The 20,738-nt window shown below is 64.6% G+C and carries 22 protein-coding genes; 9 read left to right on the forward strand and 13 right to left on the reverse strand.

Translation table 11 applies throughout. The features are described 5' to 3' along the window. Window positions 1-25: 25 nt before the first annotated feature. A complete protein-coding gene (locus Q4S45_RS01755; protein WP_305508572.1) occupies window positions 26-1,321 on the forward strand; it encodes a D-amino acid dehydrogenase in 1,296 nt (431 codons plus the stop codon). A gap of 76 nt (window positions 1,322-1,397) precedes the next feature. On the opposite strand, the gene yidD is transcribed toward Q4S45_RS01755, so the two are convergent. The 5 genes from yidD to Q4S45_RS01780 all read right to left on the reverse strand — a co-directional run bounded on the left by yidD (window position 1,398) and on the right by Q4S45_RS01780 (window position 4,444). Then, window positions 1,398-1,883: a membrane protein insertion efficiency factor YidD gene (gene yidD / locus Q4S45_RS01760; RefSeq protein WP_305508574.1), complete on the reverse strand. Its 486-nt coding sequence runs from the start codon at window positions 1,881-1,883 to the stop codon at window positions 1,398-1,400. After that, complete coding sequence (locus tag Q4S45_RS01765) at window positions 1,884-2,066, reverse strand: DNA gyrase inhibitor YacG (protein WP_305508576.1); 183 nt, start codon at window positions 2,064-2,066, stop codon at window positions 1,884-1,886. Window positions 2,067-2,081: 15 nt separating this feature from the next. Next, the gene (zapD, locus tag Q4S45_RS01770) at window positions 2,082-2,837 is read right to left on the reverse strand and encodes a cell division protein ZapD (protein WP_305508577.1); all 756 of its coding nucleotides are present in this window, start codon (window positions 2,835-2,837) and stop codon (window positions 2,082-2,084) included. A 64-nt stretch (window positions 2,838-2,901) separates the two neighbouring features. Next, window positions 2,902-3,549: a dephospho-CoA kinase gene (coaE, locus tag Q4S45_RS01775; RefSeq protein ID WP_305508579.1), complete on the reverse strand. Its 648-nt coding sequence runs from the start codon at window positions 3,547-3,549 to the stop codon at window positions 2,902-2,904. 25 nt (window positions 3,550-3,574) lie between these two features. Then, window positions 3,575-4,444 (reverse strand): A24 family peptidase, encoded by an 870-nt coding sequence (locus tag Q4S45_RS01780; RefSeq protein WP_305512021.1) that lies wholly within the window; start codon window positions 4,442-4,444, stop codon window positions 3,575-3,577. A 206-nt stretch (window positions 4,445-4,650) separates the two neighbouring features. Here Q4S45_RS01780 and Q4S45_RS01785 point away from each other — a divergent pair, with 206 nt between their 5' ends. From Q4S45_RS01785 to Q4S45_RS01800, 4 genes are all read left to right on the forward strand, one after another. Then, window positions 4,651-5,478, forward strand: a complete 828-nt coding sequence (locus tag Q4S45_RS01785; RefSeq protein WP_305508581.1) for a universal stress protein — start codon at window positions 4,651-4,653, stop codon at window positions 5,476-5,478. Window positions 5,479-5,487: 9 nt separating this feature from the next. After that, window positions 5,488-5,943: a universal stress protein gene (locus Q4S45_RS01790; RefSeq protein ID WP_305508583.1), complete on the forward strand. Its 456-nt coding sequence runs from the start codon at window positions 5,488-5,490 to the stop codon at window positions 5,941-5,943. Between the two features lie 68 nt (window positions 5,944-6,011). Then, window positions 6,012-6,365, forward strand: coding sequence for a copper homeostasis periplasmic binding protein CopC (gene copC / locus Q4S45_RS01795; protein WP_305508585.1), 354 nt, complete (start codon window positions 6,012-6,014; stop codon window positions 6,363-6,365). Beyond that, complete coding sequence (locus Q4S45_RS01800) at window positions 6,366-7,250, forward strand: copper resistance D family protein (RefSeq protein ID WP_305508587.1); 885 nt, start codon at window positions 6,366-6,368, stop codon at window positions 7,248-7,250. Window positions 7,251-7,303: 53 nt separating this feature from the next. On the opposite strand, the gene Q4S45_RS01805 is transcribed toward Q4S45_RS01800, so the two are convergent. The 8 genes from Q4S45_RS01805 to uraH form a co-directional block, all read right to left on the reverse strand. Further along, window positions 7,304-7,807, reverse strand: coding sequence for a hypothetical protein (locus Q4S45_RS01805; protein WP_305508589.1), 504 nt, complete (start codon window positions 7,805-7,807; stop codon window positions 7,304-7,306). Between the two features lie 76 nt (window positions 7,808-7,883). After that, window positions 7,884-8,579: an RES family NAD+ phosphorylase gene (locus Q4S45_RS01810; protein ID WP_305508591.1), complete on the reverse strand. Its 696-nt coding sequence runs from the start codon at window positions 8,577-8,579 to the stop codon at window positions 7,884-7,886. After that, entirely contained in the window at window positions 8,572-9,003 is a 432-nt protein-coding gene (locus Q4S45_RS01815) for a hypothetical protein (protein WP_305508593.1), read from the reverse strand. Before Q4S45_RS01815 ends, Q4S45_RS01810 begins: the two co-directional genes overlap by 8 nt. Before the next feature lie 166 nt (window positions 9,004-9,169). After that, window positions 9,170-10,399 carry a type II secretion system F family protein gene (locus tag Q4S45_RS01820; protein ID WP_305508594.1) on the reverse strand — a complete coding sequence of 410 codons (1,230 nt, stop codon included), beginning with the start codon at window positions 10,397-10,399 and terminating at the stop codon, window positions 9,170-9,172. A gap of 8 nt (window positions 10,400-10,407) precedes the next feature. Continuing rightward, window positions 10,408-12,093 carry a type IV-A pilus assembly ATPase PilB gene (gene pilB, locus Q4S45_RS01825; protein WP_305508596.1) on the reverse strand — a complete coding sequence of 562 codons (1,686 nt, stop codon included), beginning with the start codon at window positions 12,091-12,093 and terminating at the stop codon, window positions 10,408-10,410. A 206-nt stretch (window positions 12,094-12,299) separates the two neighbouring features. After that, complete coding sequence (locus Q4S45_RS01830; RefSeq protein ID WP_305508598.1) at window positions 12,300-13,592, reverse strand: HlyC/CorC family transporter; 1,293 nt, start codon at window positions 13,590-13,592, stop codon at window positions 12,300-12,302. 142 nt (window positions 13,593-13,734) lie between these two features. Beyond that, window positions 13,735-14,295, reverse strand: coding sequence for an ATP-dependent Clp protease proteolytic subunit (locus Q4S45_RS01835; protein WP_305508600.1), 561 nt, complete (start codon window positions 14,293-14,295; stop codon window positions 13,735-13,737). 67 nt (window positions 14,296-14,362) lie between these two features. Next, entirely contained in the window at window positions 14,363-14,716 is a 354-nt protein-coding gene (gene uraH, locus Q4S45_RS01840; protein WP_305508603.1) for a hydroxyisourate hydrolase, read from the reverse strand. 72 nt (window positions 14,717-14,788) lie between these two features. On the opposite strand from uraH, the gene puuE reads away from it, so the two are divergent. The 4 genes from puuE (at window position 14,789) to xdhC (ending at window position 20,726) form a co-directional block, all read left to right on the forward strand. Next, window positions 14,789-15,730 carry an allantoinase PuuE gene (gene puuE, locus Q4S45_RS01845; protein ID WP_305508605.1) on the forward strand — a complete coding sequence of 314 codons (942 nt, stop codon included), beginning with the start codon at window positions 14,789-14,791 and terminating at the stop codon, window positions 15,728-15,730. Between the two features lie 192 nt (window positions 15,731-15,922). Further along, on the forward strand, window positions 15,923-17,404 hold the full coding sequence (xdhA, locus tag Q4S45_RS01850) for a xanthine dehydrogenase small subunit (RefSeq protein ID WP_305508607.1): 1,482 nt from the start codon (window positions 15,923-15,925) through the stop codon (window positions 17,402-17,404). Further along, on the forward strand, window positions 17,401-19,728 hold the full coding sequence (gene xdhB, locus Q4S45_RS01855) for a xanthine dehydrogenase molybdopterin binding subunit (RefSeq protein ID WP_305508609.1): 2,328 nt from the start codon (window positions 17,401-17,403) through the stop codon (window positions 19,726-19,728). Before xdhA ends, xdhB begins: the two co-directional genes overlap by 4 nt. Continuing rightward, window positions 19,728-20,726: a xanthine dehydrogenase accessory protein XdhC gene (gene xdhC / locus Q4S45_RS01860; protein ID WP_305508611.1), complete on the forward strand. Its 999-nt coding sequence runs from the start codon at window positions 19,728-19,730 to the stop codon at window positions 20,724-20,726. Before xdhB ends, xdhC begins: the two co-directional genes overlap by 1 nt. The last annotated feature ends 12 nt before the right edge of the window (window positions 20,727-20,738 follow it).

Here is a 20,738-nt window from a genome sequence, read left to right on the forward strand (position 1 = left end):
TCTTTAAATCTGTACAAGGATCTCTGTGAAAATCATCGTCTTGGGTAGTGGCGTCATCGGCACCACGTCAGCATATTACCTGGCCAAGGCCGGGCACGAAGTTACCGTCATCGACCGCCAGCCGGCGGCCGGCCTCGAAACCTCCTTCGCCAACGCCGGCGAAGTCTCGCCAGGCTACGCGGCGCCGTGGGCCGGCCCGGGCGTGCCGGCGAAGGCCGTCAAATGGCTGCTGATGCAGCACAGCCCGCTGGTGGTGCGCCCGGCGCTCGACCCTGAGATGTGGCGCTGGATGTTCCAGATGCTGGCCAACTGCAATCAGAAGAGCTATGAGGTCAACAAGGGCCGCATGGTGCGCCTGGCCGAATACTCGCGCGACTGCCTGGTGCAGCTGCGCGCCGACACCGGCATCGCCTACGACGAACGCAGCCAGGGCACGCTGCAGCTGTTCCGCACCCAGAAGCAGCTCGATGGCGCGGCCAACGACATCGCGGTGCTCGACCAGTACAAGGTGCCGTACTCGGTGCTCGATCCGAAGGGCTGCGAAGCGGCCGAGCCGGCACTGGCGAACGTGCGCGGCAAATTCGTCGGCGGCCTGCAGCTGCCTGGCGACGAGACGGGCGACTGCTTCAAGTTCACCCAGCGCCTGGCTGAAATGGCCAAGGAAATCGGCGTCAAGTTCCGCCAGGGCGTCGACATCCAGCGCCTGACGGTCGATGGCGACAGGATCACCGGCGTGGTCACGTCGATGGGCGAGCTGAAGGCCGATTCCTTCGTGCTGGCGCTGGGCAGCTATTCGCCGCTGCTGGCAAAGCAGATCGGCATCCGCATCCCTGTGTATCCGGTCAAGGGCTATTCGATCACGGTGCCGATCGTCGATGCGGCCGGCGCGCCGGAATCGACGGTGATGGACGAGACCTTCAAGGTGGCGATCACGCGCCTGGGCGACCGCATCCGCGTGGGCGGCACGGCGGAAATCGCCGGCTACGACCTGACCTTGCGCAAGGCGCGCCGCGACACGCTGGAGCATTCGGTGACCGACCTGTTCCCGCGCGGCGGCGACACCAGCAAGGCCGAGTTCTGGTGCGGCCTGCGCCCGATGACGCCGGACGGCACGCCGGTGGTGGGCCCGACGCCTTACCGCAACCTGTTCCTCAACACCGGCCACGGCACGCTGGGCTGGACCATGGCATGCGGTTCGGGCCGCGTGCTGGCCGACCTGGTGTCGGGACGCCAGCCGGAGATCGGCCTGGAAGGGCTGTTCATGGATCGCTACGGCAGCGGCAACAAGCCGATCTTCGTGCCGCAGGGCGTGACGGCGTAACGAAGTCGTTCAGCGCCGCGGCCCAAGAGCTGGGGTCAGGTCCGCTGGACCTGACCCCGGGTTTGTCGGCGCCGCGTCAATCCTCGGCGCGCGTGGCGTCTTCTGCCAGCTCGCGCTTTGCTTTCCTGACGCGCGCGCGTACCGGGTCGAGGTTTTGCTCCCGGGTTTGGGCAGTCTTATTCGACCTACGCCGCGACCAGAAATCGCACGATGCGCAATCCCCGAGCACCTCGCAGGTGTCGGAAACCACGTCGCCCGTATCGCAACTCAAGTCGCATCCCGGATCGCAGTCCCCGTGCTGGTGACTCAGTGGCCCGCCGCCATAGCGGTGCTTGTCGCCGCACGCCTTGAGCCGGCGCCGCAGCAGCCGAAGCCCCTGGCGCAGGCCGGCCCGCGCGATCGCGCGATAGCCATACGCCGAACAACTACGGCCGCCCGTGGCGCCGCGCAGGGCGCAGGAAAATCCTTTGTGAGGCGACAGATACCGCTGATAGGCGCGGATCGCCGCGAGAGCGCAGCGGGCGCCGAGACTGCCTGAAGCGGTGCCCAGGCCTGGCCTCATTTATTCGTCGGCCAGCGGATCGTCCAGCGGATCGGCCGGCGCGGCGGCCGGAATCGTGTACTTCTCCTCGGCCCAGGCGCCCAGGTCGATCTGTTTGCAGCGCTCCGAGCAGAAAGGGCGGTACTTGTTGGCCTCGGTCCATTCGACCTTCTTGGCGCAGGTGGGGCAGGCTACTACTGGCATCGCATCACTCACTTCTTAAAAATTGCACAGCGTGAGTTCGAACGGTACGTCGTCTTCCAGCGGCTTCGGTTTCAGGTCGCCGCCCTGGCTCGTGAAACGAACCCACAGCATGTATTTGTTGGCGGATATCTCCGGGATCGCACCCAGGTTCTCATCCAGGCTCAGGCGCAGCATCTGGTAGATTTTCCCTTGCAGCATCTGCTGGTAGCTGCCGGCGTTGGCGATCATCTTGACCGGCCCGCCGGAGTCGCGCAGCAGGCGCAGCACCAGCGCCAGCGCGTCGAACAGCGGCGCCAGCGGTGCGAACCAGGCGACGATGTCATTGTACCGCTGCTCGGACGGACGCTTCTGCCACGCGTAATACGAGGGCAAGTCGAACTCGCAGGCGCCGCCCGGGATGATGGTGCGGCCGCGAATGCTCATCAGCCACTCGTTGTCGCGCACGTTCTGGCCGGTCTTGCCCTGCGCCGCGACCAGGTTGGCGCTGACGGTCTCGAGCTCGCCCAGCACGGCGTCGAGCATTTCCGGGACCACGTTCGGATTGGAACGATAGCTCAGCAGGCTTTGCTTCTGGCGCTCGAGTTCCTGCAGCAGGTCGGACTTGAGGTCGGCGCGGCCGGCCACTTCCAGCATGTCGAAAATCGTGGACAGCGCGACGTGGTGCTGCATCGCGTGTTCCTGGTGAACAAAGAACTTGAATTTCTCGTACAGGTCTTCCAGCCGCAACAACGTGCGAATGCGCTCGTTGAAAGGGTATTCGTAGACGATCAAAATGACATCCCTTTTCTTATAGGCCGGAGAAGAATCACGTGATTCTGAACCAAGCGAAGCAAAATTACAAATTCTCCAATGGTAATCCTGTCATTCTGGACGACATTGTAATGTATTGCCGGTGCAACGCTTCCACTTGCGGCGCCAGGGCGGCGATGCCGTCGTCGTTGACGATGACGTCATCGGCGGCGGCCAGCCGCTGGGCGCGCGTGACCTGTGCCGCCATGATCCCCCTCACTTGCGCTTCTGGCAAGCCATTGCGGGCCATCACGCGCGCAATCTGCATCGATTCGGGACAGTCGATCGCCAGCACGCGCGCGACCCGGCCGCGCCAGTTGCCCGATTCGATCAGCAGCGGCACGACGAAGATGACGTAGGCGCCCTTGGCCTCGGCCGCCTCGCGTTCGGCGGCGGCGCGGATCAGCGGATGCAGGATGGCTTCGAGGCGTTGCTTGGCGGAAGGATCGGAGAACACCAGCGCGCGCATCGCGGCGCGGTCGAGCGCGCCGTCGGCGGCCAGGTAGGCGGGGCCGAATTCGGCCGCGATCGCCGCCATCGCCGGGCCGCCGGGAACCGTCATCGAGTGGGCGATCAGGTCGGTATCGACCACCGAGGCGCCCAGCGCGGCGAACATGTCGGCCACCGTGGTCTTGCCGCAGCCGATCCCGCCGGTCAGTCCGATCTGTAACAGTGGCCCGCGCGCATTGTCCATGATGTCCTCGCCGGCCCTTGTCGTGTCAGCCGATGAACTGGTGCGAGAAAGCGGTGATCTGCGGGCCGTACAGCAGCGCGATCATGCCGGCCGCGGCCAGGTAGGGGCCGAACGGGATCGGCTTTTCGCGGCCGTGTTTGGCGAACAGGATCAGGCAGATACCGACCAGCGCGCCGACCACCGACGACAGAAGGATGATGGCCGGCAGCATGGCCCAGCCCAGCCAGGCGCCGAGTGCGGCCAGCAGCTTGAAGTCGCCATAGCCCATGCCTTCCTTGCCGGTCGCCAGCTTGAACAGCCAATAGACAGCCCACAGCACCAGGTAGCCGGCCGCCGCGCCGATCACCGCATCCTGCAGCGGGACGAAGGTGCCGTTGATATTGATGAGCAGACCGGCCCACAGCAGCGGGAAGGTCAGGTCGTCCGGCAGCAGCTGGGTGTCGTAGTCGATCGCCGTCATCGCCAGCAGCGCCCAGCCGAAGCCGAGCGTGGCAAGGCCGGCCCAGCCGCTGCCGAATTTCCAGATCAGCAGCGCCGACAGCAGGCCGGTGACCAGCTCGATGGCCGGATAGCGGATCGAAATCGGCGCCTTGCACGCGCTGCACTTGCCGCCCAGCGCGATGTAGCTGACCACGGGAATGTTTTCGAGCGCGGTGATCTGGTGGCCGCAATGCGGACAGGCCGAGCGCGGCACCATCAGGTTGAAATTGTCCTGGTGCGGCAATTCCTTGCCGCTCTCATGCGCCACGTAATTGTCGGAGTCGCGCTGCATCATCTTCGGCAGGCGGTAGATGACGACGTTGAGGAAACTGCCGATCAACAAGCCGAACAGTCCTGCGGCCAGGGTCGCGCCCAGCGAGCCGGGGGCGGCAAACAATAGGGTTTCCAAAAGAATAACGCTCCAGTGTGTGACGAAGAACCCGTGGCGATGCCGATTTGTTGCATCTCAGGAAGATTACGAATCATAGACGCGTTCCGCGCGATTGTGCAAATCAATACGGCGAAATCGCGTCAGTCAGCGGCTTGATCTGGATCAAAGATATGTTAATGCCAAACTGACAAACTGCAAGGGAAGGGACTTTTCCCGTGAGCGGAGGCGCCATGTCGTACCGAACCATCGTCGTCCATGTCGATCAGTCCCGCCACGCCGAGGCGCGCATTGCGCTGGCCGCCAGCGTCGCGGCGAGCCAGGGCGCGCACCTGATCGGCGCGGCCATGACGGGCATTTCGCGCTTCATCTATCACGGCGCCACGGTGGACGTGGCGCGCACCGTGCTGGCGGCCCAGCTCGACGAGCTGATGGCCCGCGCCAACCTTGCGCTCGACCGCTTCGACGCCATCGCCGGCGCGGTGGACGGGCTTTCCTTCGAGCGGCGCCTGGTCGACGACGACGCCGCCGCCGGCCTGGCGATGCAGGCGCGCTACGCCGACGTGGTCGTCATCAGCCAGTTCGATCCCGATGACCCGGCGGCGCGCCTCGATCCTGAGTTGCCTGCCTTCGTCATGCTCAACAGCGCCGCGCCGGTGCTGATGGTGCCGTTCATCGGCGCCCCGCCAGTGGTCGGCGAAGAGGTGCTGGTGGGCTGGGACGAAAGCATGCCGGCGCGCCGCGCGATCGGCAACGCGCTGCCGATGCTGCGCTGTGCCCGCAAGGTGTCGCTGGCGGTATTCAATACGGGCGACCTGCCGCGCCTGGCCGGCGCCGACATTGCGCTGTTCCTGGCGCGCCACGGCGTGAACGTCGAAGTGCTGCGCGAGGAAACGCGTATCGGCGTCGGCAGCGCGCTGCTGTCGCTGGCGGCCGATCTGGGCGCCGACCTGCTCGTCATGGGCGGATACGGCCATACCCGCTTTCGCGAAGTGCTGGTGGGCGGCGCCACCGAGGCCATTCTCTCCACCATGACCATTCCCGTCTTGATGTCCCATTAGGAGGCACACATGTACAAGAGAATCCTGGTACCCACCGACGGATCGGAACTGGCCGGCCAGGCCATCGCCGCGGCGATCGACTATGCGCGTGCCAGCGGCGCGGTGGTCGTCGCCTTCTCGGTCGCGCAGCCATACCCGATATTGCCGGCGGTGGACGGCGCGATGATGATCGACCCGGGCATCGACAGCGCCGAGCTGCAGCAGGTGGCGCAGCAGGCGGTGGACGAAGTGGCGCGCGTGGCGAAGGACGGCGGGGTCGCCTGCGAGACGCATACGGCGATGTCGTTCCTGCCGTACGAAGAAATCATCCGCGCCGCCGAGGAGTATCGCTGCGACGTGATTTTCATTGCCTCGCACGGGCGGCGCGGTTTGTCGCGGCTGCTGGCGGGCAGCCAGACGCAGAAGGTGCTGGCGTATTCGCGCGTGCCGGTGCTGGTGCTGCGGCCGGAGCTTCCCGCCGCTTAGGCACGCCAGGGTCTGACCCCGCGGGTCAGACCCTGAGCCGGGGTACAATCCGGGAAAACGGAGAACCCATGAAAATCAGTTCATTTGCGCTGGCTGGCCTGCTTGCTTGCGCGGCGACCGCCGCAAGCGCGCACGCCAAACTCGAGACGTCGGAACCGAAGGCGTCCAGCGTGCTCGCACAGGCGCCGCAGCGTATCCGCCTTCAGTTCAACGAGTCGATCGAACCGGCGTTCAGCAAGGTCGCGCTGACGAATGTGCAAGGCACCGAGATCGCGGTGAAAGCGGTCCCCGACAACGACAATCGCAAGGCGCTTGCCGTATCGCTGCCGGCCCTGCGCGCGGGCGAGTACCGCGTCCGCTGGACCGCGATGGGCCACGATGGGCACAAGACCAAAGGCGAATTTTCCTTCACCGTCAAATAGATGGGGGCGCAGCTTGCCGCCACGGTGATGCTCAACCTGGCCGCGGCCATTGCGGTCGGGGCGACCTTACTGACGCTGTTCTTCTCGCGAGATTCATCCGAGTGGTCGGCAATCAGATTGCCGACCACTCGCGCGATCGCGTTGGGCGCGACCATCGCCGCGCTGCTCGCCAGCGCGCTTTTGCTCTGGCTAGAGGCGGCGCTGATGGCCGAGACGTCGCTGGCCGAAGCCGGTGCGGCCGTCTATTCCATGCTGACGCAAACTCATTATGGATTCGCCTGGAAGATCGGCGCCGTTGCGCTGACGGCGGCAGTGCTGGTGCTGGGGTCGGGTCCTGCGGACCTGACCCCGTTTTTCAGTCGCGGCGGTCTGCTTGCACTCGCGGTCTTCCTTTATTCACGCAGCATGGTCAGCCACGCGGCCGGCGACGGCGATATCAGCATCGCCATCGCGGTCGACTGGATTCACCTGATGGCCATCAGCGCCTGGTCGGGCGAAGTGATTGTCGCCGGCCTGGCGACTTTGTCCAACTCCGGCTCCCACGACAAACAAAGCGTCGCAAGGCATGTGCAGGCCCTGTCGTCCTCGGCAACGGAGGCGCTTGCGGCTGTCGTCGCCACCGGCGCGTACAGCGCTTGGCACAACCTCGGGAGTGCGGCCAACGTGATGGGGAGTCCCTATGGCGTCACGCTGCTGGTCAAACTGTCGTGCGTGGTGGTCGCAGTGGGGCTGGGCGCCTTCAACCGCTTCTTCGTGATGCCTTCGGTGCTGGCCGGTGCGTCCGCGCGGCGCTTCGTGCTGGTGTTGCGGGTGGAAGGAGTGGTACTGATGGCAGTGCTCGTGCTTGCCGCCTTCCTCAGTTCGACGCCGCCACCTCTTGCATAAGGCAGTGTCAGCGTCGGGGTCAGGTCCGGCGGACCTGACCCCATTTTCAGCGGCTACTTGAGTTTCACGTCCTCGGCTTTCGCTTCCTCCATCGCTTCGGGTTCGAGCTCCTCGGCCGACCGGTTCAGGTGGATGAACAGCCCCCACGCGGCGAGCAGGATGCCCACGGCGACCAGGATGCTGGCCGCGTAGGGAAGGTGAGTCGGATTTTCGTGCAGCGCCTTGAACGTGGCGACCAGTCCTTCGACCGCCAGCGCCACGACCACGACCACAAAAAAGCGCGACAGGAAGCGCCGCACCCGGGTCGGCGCGCTGATGTTGGTGTCGCGGATAACCTCTTCCTCGACGATGGTCTCGGCGATCTGCAGCGCGACCACACCCGACGCCAGCAGCCCCATGGCCTCGATGATTGACAGTGCCGCGGCGCCGTCGAGGCCGCCCGCAAAGGCCGCCCATCCCATCCGGGCAGAGATCACGATGAGCATCAGCGCGGCGCCGGCAAACAGGAGCGCCATCAGCGCGTGCACGGAGCTGAACAGGGCAGTGAGTATTTTCATTCCCTCATGTTGCCACAACTGAGCAGTGGATGAGGCGCGCCAGAGAGTCGTCGGTCGCCCAACAACATCGATGCGTCTAGGAGGATTTCGTCACGATTTCGACGCCGATCTGTTCGGCCAAGGCCAAAACCGCGCGATAGGTAGGCAAGTCTTCGATGAGACTTCGCGATACGCCGGTTTGATTCAGGACGCCTTTCCCAAGGCGGTCGCCAAAAATAATCAAAGCTTGGGCGCTGTCATCCTGCCGCGAAGTCCAGCACATACCCTGCACATCGGGGTGCTGATTGTGAATAGCTTCAGCCCACTGTCGGGTGATGGGGTACTGATCGGCCTCGGTATCGATGATCCGGCTTCTCGGCACGCCGAGTTTGCGGAGCGCCCTGCCGCGGAAGTCAGCGAGCATGAGGCTCGCGCCAGGTGTTAGCTGAGAGTGTACTTGCCGGGCTAGCCTTGCTTTGTCGAACGTTTTCAAGCCAGACGCATACGGAACGTCGTAAAAAACGGTTTCCATCATCGCGCACTCGAAAGTCGATCCTCCGTAGAGCGTCGGGACTGGTGCCCCCAAAGCGTCTTTGATTGGACTAAACCGTGCGCTACCGCTAAGGCCCGGATTGAATTCATCACTGGCGTAGACGCTCAGATGTACCCGATGAATAATCGTTTCGACGGCCCATTCCATAGTGGAAACAGCAATCTTCGCGGGGGGAAGTACCGCGGCGCCGGCGCCAGCAGCGTCGCGGCCTGGTTGGCCTTTGGCCGGGCCCCTAACCATGTGCTATTTCTTGGACCTCTTCGACAGCGGCTGCGAGTACCCGCTCTGGCGCCGTCGCCAGTAGATCCTGGGGACGCTTCCCGCCTAAATAGCTATTTACAGATTGAAACCAGTAGGCCATCCCCCACCCATCCTTGATCCGTCCCAGAACTTCCACTACTGCGCTCAAGGACTTCAACGGGCGGTACCCATTGCTCGGGTCGAGACCAAACGAAGGGTAGTAATCGACACCGTTGTGGCGAATCGCAAAAATTGCGCCTGCACGTTTCCATTTGCCCGGTTGTATACTTGGATTGGTCGGGCTGAAGCCAGCCGCCTCTGAAATCTGCGGCGCCGACATCCAATCGCCCGAATTCAACACCGCACTCCGCGCTCGGGCCAGCATCAGAGCTTCCTTCTCCGGGTGCTCGAAGGGTGAGTTCATAGCTACTTACCTTGGTAGGATGCCTGATTAGGTCATATGATTTGATCTCATATTAACCCATATAACCTTACCTGCTACGCTACTTAGCAAGATGCGAAGATCGCTTGATCTTGAGCGCACGATGAAAAAAGCCGCCCGAAGGCGGCTCGGTTGCAGGCGGCAAGCCTTACACCACCGACCCCAGCTTGAAGATCGGCAGATACATCGCGATCACCAGGCCGCCGATCAGCACGCCGAGGATCACCATGATCATCGGCTCCATCAGCGCCGACAGCGCGGCGACGGCTTCATCGACTTCCTCTTCGAAGAAGTCGGCCACCTTGCCCAGCATCGAGTCGAGCGCGCCGGACTCTTCGCCGATCGCCACCATCTGGGTCACCAGGGGCGGGAACACGTTGGCGTTCTGCATCGCCATGGTCAGGCTGGTGCCGGTGCTCACTTCGCTCTGGATCTTGCGCGTCGCGTCGAGGTAGACCACGTTGCCGGCCGCGCCGCCGACCGAATCGAGCGCTTCGACCAGCGGCACGCCGGCCGCGAACATGGTCGCCAGCGTGCGCGTCCAGCGCGCGATCGCCGCCTTGCGGATCACGCCGCCGAACACCGGCGCCTTGAGCAGCGCCACGTCCATGAAACGCTGCACCTTGGGCGAGCGCTGCCAGGCCTGGAAGAAAAAGTAGATCGCCGCGCCAAGGCTGCCGAAGATCATCCACCACCACGCGACGAAGAATTCGGAAATCGCCATCACCACCAGCGTCGGCGTCGGCAGGTCGGCGCCGAAGCTGGCAAACACCTGTTTGAACGCCGGTACCACCCAGATCATGATCACCGCGGTGACGATGAAGGCGATCGCCAGGATCGAAATCGGGTAGGTCAGGGCGGACTTGATCTTGCCCTTGATGGCCAGCGTCTTTTCCTTGTACACCGCCAGGCGCGTCAGCAGGTCTTCCAGAATACCGGCCTGCTCGCCGGCGCCCACCAGGTTGCAGAACAGCGGGTCGAAATACAGCGGGTACTTGCGGAACGCGTTATTGAGGCTGGTGCCGGTTTCGATGTCGTTGCGCAGGTCCATGATCAGCTTGGCCATCGACGGGTTCGCGTGGCCCTTGCCGACGATGTCGAACGACTGCAGCAGCGGCACGCCGGCCTTCATCATGGTCGCCAGCTGGCGCGTGAACAGGGCAATGTCCTTGCCGGTGATTTTCTTGCCGCTGCGATAGACCTTTTTCTTGATCTTGGTGACCATCACGCCCTGGCGGCGCAAGGTGACGTTGACGATGGCTTCGCCCCCCGCGCGCAGCTCGCCGCGCACGGTCTTGCCGGCCTTGTCCTTGCCTTCCCAGGCATAGACATTTTCCTTGACCTGGGCCAGGCCGGCTTTCGATGATGAACTTGCCATTCGGTTTCCTATTCGTTAGTGCAGCCAAGCACTTCTTCGAGGCTGGTGAGGCCCTGCTTGACCTTCATCAGGCCGGACCGGCGCAGCGACTTGACGCCCTCCGCCTCCGACTGCGCGGCAATTTCCATCGAGTTGCCGTGGGCTAGGATGATTTTTTCGATGGCCGGCGTGATCGGCATGATCTGGTAGATGCCGACCCGTCCCTTGTAGCCGCCGCCCAGGCAGCGGTCGCAGCCGACCGGGCCGTACGGCTTCCAGTCGCCTTCCAGTTCTTCCGGGCGGAAGCCGGCGCCGAGCAAGATCTCGCGCGGCGTGTCGATCGGCTTTTTGCAGGTGCACAGGCGGCGCGCCAGGCGCTGCGCGGTGATCATGATGACCGACGAGGCGATGTTAAACGGCGCCACGCCCATGTTCATCAGGCGCGTCAATGTCGATGGCGCGTCGTTGGTGTGCAGCGTCGAAAACACCATGTGGCCGGTCTGCGCGGCCTTGATCGCGATGTCGGCCGTCTCCAGGTCGCGGATCTCGCCGACCATGATGATGTCCGGATCCTGGCGCAGGAACGATTTGAGCGCGACCGGGAAGGTCAGGCCGGCGCGGTCGTTGACGTTGACCTGGTTCACGCCGGGCAGGTTGATCTCGGCCGGGTCTTCCGCGGTCGAGATATTGATGCCCGGCTTGTTGATCACGTTCAGGCAGGTGTACAGCGACACCGTCTTGCCCGAGCCGGTGGGGCCCGTCACCAGTACCATGCCGTACGGACGCTGGATGGCTTCGAGCAGCAGTTCCTTCTGGTCCGGGTCGTAGCCGAGCGCGTCGATGCCCATCTGGGCCTGGGTCGCGTCGAGAATACGCATCACGGTCTTCTCGCCGAACAGCGTCGGCAGGGTCGAGACGCGGAAGTCGATGGTTTTGACCGGCGACAGCACCAGGCGCATGCGGCCGTCCTGCGGCACGCGCTTTTCGGAAATGTCGAGCTTGGCCAGCACTTTGATGCGCGAGACCAGCTTGTCGCGGATTGTGATCGGCGGCTGGGCGTGCTCGCGCAGCACGCCGTCCACGCGCAGGCGGATGCGGTAGAACTTTTCGAACGGCTCGAAGTGGATGTCCGACGCGCCCAGGTTGATCGCGTCCATCAGGATCTTGTTGAGGAACTTGACGATCGGCGCGTCTTCGATCTCGTTGGCGGCGTCCGGCGCTACCGTCGTCGGCGCGTCCTCGGCAAATTCGATATCCTGCTCGTCGCCGGCCAGTTCCTGCAGGCTCTGCTCGGCGCTCTTGCCCAGCGCCGCCAGCAAGGTCAACAGGGCGTCGTGCGGCACGATCACCGGCTCGACCGACGCTTCGCTCTGGAACTTGATCTGGTCCAGCGCCTGGTTGTTGGTCGGGTCCGAAATCGCCACCGACATCTTGTTGCCGCGCTTGGCCAGCGCGATCACCCGCTGCGCCTGCATCAGCTTGTCGTCGATGGCCTTCGGCGGCAGCAGCGCCACATTGAAGGCCTGCAAGTCCATCATCGGATAACCGAAGGTCTCGGCGCAGAACACCGCCAGCGAACGCGCGTCGATCAGGCCGCTCGTGACCAGGCTGTCGATGAACTGGACTTTATCCGTGGCCGCCTTCTTTTGCAGCGTGTCGGCCTGCGCCGCGGTCAGGCGCCCCGCCTGGGTCAGCGCGCGCGCCAATCCCGACATCGGAGTGCCTGAAGCGGGGTTCGAAATCACAGCTGCCATATGCGCGCGGGGTGAGGGGAGGACGTTGAAAATTCGCCATCACCAGAGGGAAATGGGGCGAAACTGCATTGGATGATGCCTCCGGGCACTACTTTTGTAAAGCGTTTGTCGCAGCGAAGCGGCATGCATACCACGTAGACAAAATGGCATGCGTCATCATGGTGCGCTCAATGATGGCGTTTATGCCCGGCCGGCCGTTTCAGTTTGACCACTTTGATCGCCTGGTTCTGCACCTGCACCACCTCGATCACGCAGTTCGCCGTCTTCAGGCTGATCGCCGCCTCGGGGATTTCCTGCAGCAGTTCGAGCATCAGGCCATTGAGCGTCTTCGGGCCATCCAGCGGGAAATTTAGCCCAAGTTGCTTATTGATGTCGCGCAGCGGTGTCGACCCTTCCAGCAGGCATTCGCCATGCGCGTCCCAGCCGAAGGTCTCGCTGCGCGAGGCGCCCGGCACCGAGGTGGTGAATTCGCCGATCATTTCCTCGATGATGTCGTCGAGCGTGACCAGGCCTTGCACCTCGCCGTACTCGTCGACGATGATCCCCAGGCGTTCCTTGTTTTCCTGAAAATATTGCAGCTGCGTGAACACCCCGGTGTCCTGCGGAATGAAATAGGGCTCGACGAGCAGTTCGCGGAAATGCTCAATGGTCAGTTCCTCGGCCTGGTTCAGCAGCGCCACCGCCTTGCGCACATGCAAAATGCCGACGATCTGGTTGATCTCGCCTTCGTACACCGGCAGCTTGTTGTGATAGCAGGTCGTCAGCTGGTGCTTGATCTCTTCCACCGGCACCGCCAGGTTCAGCGCCTCGACCTGCGCGCGCGGGGTCATGATGTCCTCGACCGAGATGGTTTCCAGGTCGAACAGGTTGAGCAGGATGCTCTTGTGCTTTTGCGGAATGAAATTGCCGCCTTCGAGCACGATCGAGCGCAGTTCTTCGGGCGAGAGTCGGTGCTGATGGATATCGTGGCCGGACTTGATGCGCAGCAACTTGAGCACCACCTTGACGAACAGGTTGACGAACCAGATCACGGGCTTGGCCGCGGCCATCAGCGGTTTCAGGAACAGGCTGGTCGCCAGCGAGATTTTTTCCGGATAGGTCGCGCCGATCACTTTCGGCGAAATTTCGGCGAACACGATCAGGAGAAAAGCCACGACGGCGGTGGCGATCGTCAGCACGCTCTCGTCATGGCCGAAGAACAGGATCGCGATGGTCGTCACCAGCGCGGTGGCCATCGCATTGATCAGGGTGTTGGCGATGAGGACCAGCGACAGCAGCTTGTCGGTGCGCTCCAGCAGCCACAAAGTGGTGATGGCGCCCTTGTTGCCGCGTTTGGCCAGGTGGCGCAGGCGATATTTGTTGGCCGCCATCAGCGCCGTTTCCGCCATGGCGAAAAAGGCCGAGCACAGTATCAGGACGGCGAGGGCAAGCACCAGTGCCCAGAGCGGCACGGTATTCAAGGCTTACCGCCAGGAGAAAGACTAAATAATGCTGGGTGCATCGACAGCGGGCCGGGCCCAGATGGCGCGGCGTAGTGCTGCCGCAGAGCTTCGAATTCTACGGCCCCCGCGCTTTCCTTGCAAGTTTGTCCAGTGTGGGGCTTTACCCATTCCACCAGTGCGAGGTCTCGCCGTGCGCCGGCAACCTGGCCTGCGTCACGCTGTCGATCAGGCCGGCGGCCAGGGCCTGCTCGGCGGTGAACAGGCGCGCGTTGCCGAACAGGTGGGTGCGGATGTCGTCCGGCCCGGCGCCGCCGCGCGTGGCTTCTTCATAGATGTTGGCGTAGCGTTCGGCGTCGAAGTCCAGGCATTCGCGCCATTCCGACACGCGCGAATGGTCGGCCGCCACCAGGTTGCCGAAGCCCCAGTTGAGCGGATGCACGAGGAAACGCGAGCCGGGGCAGGCGCGCCGCTTCGTGCCGGCCAGGAAGATCACGACCGCGATCGACTCGATATTGCCCATGTTGTGGGTGGTCAGCGGAACCGGCAGCGACTTGAGGAAGTAATACAGCGCGAATCCGGCCGTCATGTTGCCGCCCTCGGAAGACAGGTGCAGCTCGATCTCGCTGGCGCCCGCCTGCAGCGCCTGCAGGCACAGGTTGCGCACGGTGCAGGCCGACGAATGGTTGATGGGGCCGATGAAGTGAACGATATGTAACGCCATGGAAACTCCCGGATTGCAATCATTCCCACAATAGCAAATAGCGGCCCGATCCGGCGTCTTGCTGACCCTAGCTGCCTCGATAGGTGGAGTAGGACCACGGCGTCACCACCAGCGGCACGTGGTAGTTCTGGTCGGCGTGGGCGATGCCGAAGGCGATCGTCACCTGGTCCACGAAACGCGGCTCGGGCAGCGCCACGCCCTGGGCGGCGAAATAGTCGCCGGCCGCGAACACCAGCTCGTACTTGCCGGCCGCCATCGCGTCGCCTTCGAGCAGCGGCGTGCTGCAGCGTCCGTCGGCATTGGTGGTGTCGGCCTTGACCAGCGCGCGCGCGCCGCCGTCGAGCCGGTACAGTTCGACGCGCACGCCCGCGCCCGGCTTGCCCTGCGTGGTGTCGAGCACGTGGGTGCTGAGTTTGCCCATGGTTTTTTCCTATATGTCGTGTATCGCCGCGATCATATACCAAGGTATTGCGAACATTATATGATGGCGAATATGAGCACCTACGACAATTACCCACGCGACCTGGCCGGCTACGGCCGCAATCCACCCCATCCGGCATGGCCCGGGCAGGCGCGCATCGCGCTGCAGTTCGTGCTGAACTACGAAGAGGGCGGCGAGAACAGCGTGCTGCACGGCGATCCTGCGTCCGAGACCTTCCTGTCCGAAATCATCGGCGCCCAGGCATTCCCGATGCGCCACATGAGCATGGAGTCGCTGTACGAATACGGCTCACGCGCTGGCCTGTGGCGCCTGCTGCGCATGTTCGAGCAGCGCAAGATGCCGCTGACCATCTTCGGCGTCGCGATGGCGCTCAAGCGCAATCCGGAAGCGGTCGCCGTGTTTCGCGAGCTGGGCCACGAAATCGCCTGCCACGGCCTGAAATGGATCTCCTACCAGAACGTCGACGAAACCACCGAGCGCGCCCACATGGCCGAGGCGGTGCGGATCATGCGCGAACTGACCGGCGAAGCGCCGCTGGGCTGGTACACCGGGCGCGATTCCCCGAATACCCGACGGCTGGTGGTCGAACACGGCGGCTTCGCCTATGACGCCGATAATTACGGCGACGACCTGCCGTTCTGGGAACAGGTCAAAACCAGCGACGGCGCGGTGAAGCCGCAGCTGGTGGTGCCCTACACTTTGGATTCCAACGACATGCGCTTCGCCGCGATGCAAGGCTTCAATAGCGGCACCCAGTTCTTCGATTACCTGAAGGATTCCTTCGACACGCTGTACGCCGAAGGCGACCCGAATGGCCTGAACCAGCCGAAGATGCTGTCGATCGGCCTGCACTGCCGCATCGTCGGCCGGCCGGGGCGGGCCGCGGCGCTGGCGCGCTTCCTCGACTACGTGCAGTCGCACGACAAGGTGTGGGTCGCGCGCCGCATCGACATCGCCAACCACTGGAAAGCCACGCACCCGTTCGAAGGCTAGGGGTCTGGTCCTGCGGACCTGACCCCATCTTGGTCGCCGGCGTGGGCATTTGAAAATGGGGTCAGGTCCGCAGGACCAGACCCCGGCGCTGTTGAATTATGCGAGATTTGGTATAACCGACATCGCAAAATTGATATATGTGGTCGGGTCGCCGGTGTTAACCTAGTAAGCTGGGAGAAAACCGAGGCAAGCATGTCAGATCCAATTCGTTTCTATTATCAGGGCAAGGTCCGCGAGCTCAACAACGTGGCGCCTACCCGCACGGTTCTGCAGCATCTGCGCGAGGATTTGCACTGCACCGGCACCAAGGAAGGCTGCGCCGAAGGCGACTGCGGCGCCTGCACGGTGGTCATCGGCTCGCTGGAAAACGGCGAGGTGTCGCTGAAGGCGGTCAACTCCTGCATCCAGTTCGCCGCCACGCTCGACGGCAAAGCCCTGTTCTCGGTCGAAGACATGCAGCAGCCCGACGGCACGCTGCACCCGGTCCAGCAGGCGCTGGTCGAATGCCACGGCTCCCAGTGCGGCTTCTGCACGCCCGGCTTCGTGATGTCCCTGTGGGGGATGTACCTCAAGCAGGAAGGCAAGCAGCCGACCCGCTGCCAGGTCGACGACGCCCTGTCCGGCAACCTGTGCCGCTGCACCGGCTACCGCCCGATCATCGACGCCGCCTACCGCATGGGCGAACTGCCGCGCGTCGAATTCGACCGCGCCGCGCTGACCGAACAACTCACCGCCCTGAAGCGCGACACGATGGCCGTCTACAGCGCCGCCGGCGCCACCTTCTACGCGCCGCGCACCCTCGACGAACTGGCGCAGGTCCGCGCCGCGCAGCCGAAGGCGCTGCTGCTGGCCGGCTCCACCGACATCGGCCTGTGGGTCACCAAGCAGCTGCGCGACGTCGGCGACATCATCTACCTCGGCCACGTCGACGCGCTCAAAGCCATCACAGAATCGGCCGGCATGATCGAAGTGGGCGCCGGCGCCACGCTGGAAGACGCCTACGCCGCCATCTGCAAGCACTACCCCGAGCAGCTGACCGAGATGGCGCAGCGCTTCGCCTCGCTGCCGATCCGTAACGCCGGCACCCTGGGCGGCAACGTCGCCAACGGTTCGCCGATCGGCGACTCGATGCCGTGGCTGATCGTACTCGGCGCCGAACTGATGCTGCGCGGCCCGGACGGCGTGCGCGCCATGCCGCTGGAAGACTTCTACCTCGGCTACCAGCAGAAGGACCTCAAAGCCGGCGAGTTCGTGCAGGCCGTGCGCGTTCCGACGCCAAAGGCCGGCGTGCAGTTCCGCACCTACAAGCTCGCCAAGCGCTTCGACCAGGACATCTCCGCCGTGTGCGCCGCCTTCGCGTTCCGCATGGACGGCGACATCATTAGCGATGCCCGCATCGCGTTCGGCGGCATGGCCGCCACCCCGAAGCGCGCCGCGCAAACCGAAGCCCTGCTGGCCGGCCGCGCCTGGAGCGAAGACACATTGAAACAAGCGATGGCAATGCTGGCGCAGGACTACGCGCCGCTGTCCGACATGCGCGCATCGAGCGCCTACCGGATGAAAGCCGCACAAAACCTGCTGCGCCGTTTCTGGTTCGAGACGCGCAGCGAACAGCCGCTTTCGGCCGGCGCGGTCAACGCGTTCGCCATGCGCGCTGAAGGAGAAGCAGCATGAGCGAAGCGGATACCCCTGTCGTCAAACCGTGGAGCGCCGTCGGCGTCCCGCGCGCCCACGAATCGGCCGCGCTGCACGTGCTCGGCCAGGCCACCTACACCGACGACATCCCGGAAGTGCAGGGCACCCTGCACGGCGCCCTCGGCCTGTCGTCCAAGCCACACGCGCGCATCGTGTCGATCGATCTGGCCAAAGTGCGCGCGGCCGCCGGCGTGGTCGGCGTATTTGCTGTCGGCGACATCCCTGGCGTGAACGACTGCGGCCCGATCATCCATGACGACCCGATCTTCGCCGACGGCGTTGTGATGTACGTCGGCCAGCCGATCTTCATCGTCGTCGCCGAGACCCACGACCAGGCCCGCCGCGCCGCGCGCCTGGCGGACGTCGTCTACGAAGAACTCCCGGCGATCCTGACGCCGCAGGCTGCCAAGGCCGCTCAGTCCTACGTGCTGCCGCCGATGCGCCTGGCGCGCGGCGACTACCAGGCCGCGTTCGAACGCGCGCCGCACTCGGTCAAGGGCGAGCTCTACGTCGGCGGCCAGGAACAGTTTTATCTGGAAGGCCAGATCGCCTACGCCGTGCCGAAGGAAGACAAGGGCATGCTGGTGCTGTGCTCGACCCAGCACCCGAGCGAGATGCAGCACGTCGTCGCGCACGCGCTGGGCGTCCACTCGCACAACATCACGGTCGAATGCCGGCGCATGGGCGGCGGCTTCGGCGGCAAGGAATCGCAGTCGGCGCTGTGGTGCGCGGCCTCCGCCATCGCCGCGGCAAAGCTCAGGCGCCCCGTCAAGCTGCGCGCCGACCGCGACGACGACATGCTCGTCACCGGCAAGCGCCACTGCTTCCACTACGAATACGAAGTCGGCTACGGCGAGGACGGCCGCATTGTCGCCGCCAAGGTCGACATGGTCACCCGCGCCGGCTATTCGGCCGACCTGTCAGGCCCCGTCGCCACGCGCGCCGTCTGCCATTTCGACAATACCTACTACCTGTCCGACGTTGATATCCGCGCCGCCTGCGGCAAGACCAACACTCAGTCCAACACCGCCTTCCGCGGCTTCGGCGGCCCGCAAGGCGCCATCGCGATCGAATACGTGATCGACGAAATCGCCCGCAACCTGGGCCGCGATGCGCTCGACATCCGCCGCATCAACTTCTACGGCGACGACACGCGCAACGTCACGCCCTACGGCCAGGTCGTGGTGGACAACGTCATCGGCGCGCTGACGGCCGAACTGGAAGCGTCCAGCGAATACCGCACACGCCGCGCAGCGATCGACGCCTTCAACGCGAGCAGCCCGGTGCTGAAGAAAGGTCTCGCGCTCACGCCGGTCAAGTTCGGTATCGCCTTCAACGTCACCCACCTGAACCAGGCCGGCGCGCTGGTGCACGTGTACGTGGACGGCTCGATCCTGGTCAACCACGGCGGGACCGAAATGGGGCAGGGCATCAACACCAAGGTGATGCAGGTCGTCGCGCACGAGCTGGGCGTCGATATGGCGCACGTGCGCGCCACCGCCACCGACACCAGTAAGGTCGCCAACACCTCCGCCACCGCCGCATCGACCGGCGCGGACCTGAACGGCAAGGCGGCGCAGGACGCCGCGCGCCAGATCCGGGAACGTCTGGCCGCCTATGCGGTCAAACTGTATGGAGGCGAGGTCGCGCAAGTGCGCTTCGCCGCCGATATCGTCCACGTCAACGGCCACGAAGTGCGCTTCCCGGAACTGGTGCAGAAAGCCTACCTGGCGCGCGTGCAGTTGTGGTCCGACGGCTTCTACGCAACGCCGGGACTGCACTGGGATCCGAAAACCATGAGCGGCAATCCGTTCTCCTACTTCGCATACGGCGCCGCCGTGGCCGAAGTGGTGGTCGATACCCTGACCGGCGAGTGGAAGCTGCTGCGCGCCGACGCGCTGTACGACGCCGGCAACTCGCTCAACCCGGCCATCGACATCGGCCAGGTCGAAGGCGCCTTCATCCAGGGCATGGGCTGGCTCACCACCGAGGAACTGTGGTGGAACGACGGAGGCAAGCTGATGACGCACGCGCCGTCCACCTACAAGATCCCTGGCGTGTCCGACTGCCCCGACGACTTCCGCGTGAAGCTTTTCAAGAACCGTAACGTGGCCGACAGCATCCACCGCTCCAAGGCCGTTGGCGAGCCGCCGCTGCTGCTGCCGTTCTCGGTCTTCTTCGCGATCCGCGACGCGGTGTCGGCGGTCGGCGGCCACAAGGTCAATCCGCCGTTGAACTCCCCGGCCACCAGCGAGGAAATCCTCAAGTCGATCGCCGCCGTCGAAGCGGCAGTGGGCGCGTGATGGACGAGTGGCGCCTGGCCAGCACCGCGCCGGCAGTTCTGGTGACGGTGGCCATTGGCGAAGGCTCGGTCCCGCGCGGACCGGGCACGCGCATGACGGTCACGCAGGCCGGCCTGGCCGGCACGATCGGCGGCGGCCACCTGGAACTGCGCGCCATCGAGATCGCCCGCGCCATGCTGCTGGACGGCCGCGCGCGCCATTTCGAGCGGTTTGCGCTCGGCCCCAGCCTCGGCCAATGCTGCGGCGGCGTGGTGCACCTGGCGTTCGAACTGGCCGACCCCGCGCAGGCATCGCTGCTGGCCGAACGGCGCGACAGCGACAGCTGGCGCCTGACCGCGCTCGACGGCGCGATTGAAACCGCGCTGTTCGACGCCGCCGGCGTGCAGCTCGCCGGTTCGCCCGCGCCCGTGTTCGCCCGCACCCGCGGCACGCACGTGATGCAGGAGCAGGACGGCCGCCGCTGGCTGGTCGCGCAGGTCGAAGCGCCGCGCGCCCATCTGGTGCTGTTCGGCGCCGGCCACGTCGGCGCCGCCGTCGTGCGCGCGCTGGCCCACCTGCCGTGCACCATCACCTGGGTGGACGAACGCGACGACCTGTTCCCGGAACACGTACCTGACAACGTGCGCATCGAAGCGACCGATGCGCCCGAAGACGTGGTCGCCAGCGCGCCGGCCGGCGCCAGCTACCTCGTCATGACCCACTCCCATGCGCTCGACCAGCGCCTGGCCGAAGCGATCCTCGCGCGGCCGCAGGTCGGCTGGTTCGGCCTGATCGGCTCGCACACCAAGCGCAAGCAGTTCGAACACCGGCTGCGCGCGCGCGGCCTCGACCCGGCCCGCATCGACGCGATGGCCTGCCCGATCGGCCTGCCCGGCATCACCGGCAAGGAGCCGGCCGTGATCGCCGCGTCGGTATCGGCGCAACTGTTGATGCTGTGGGAAGCGGCCGCGCGCGCCGATGCTGGCGCGCCGCCCATTAGACTGGTAGGCTCCTGCTGAGCCGTAACAAGA

It is taken from the genome of Massilia sp. R2A-15 (genome assembly GCF_030704305.1).
Taxonomy (GTDB): domain Bacteria; phylum Pseudomonadota; class Gammaproteobacteria; order Burkholderiales; family Burkholderiaceae_D; genus JAFCUW01.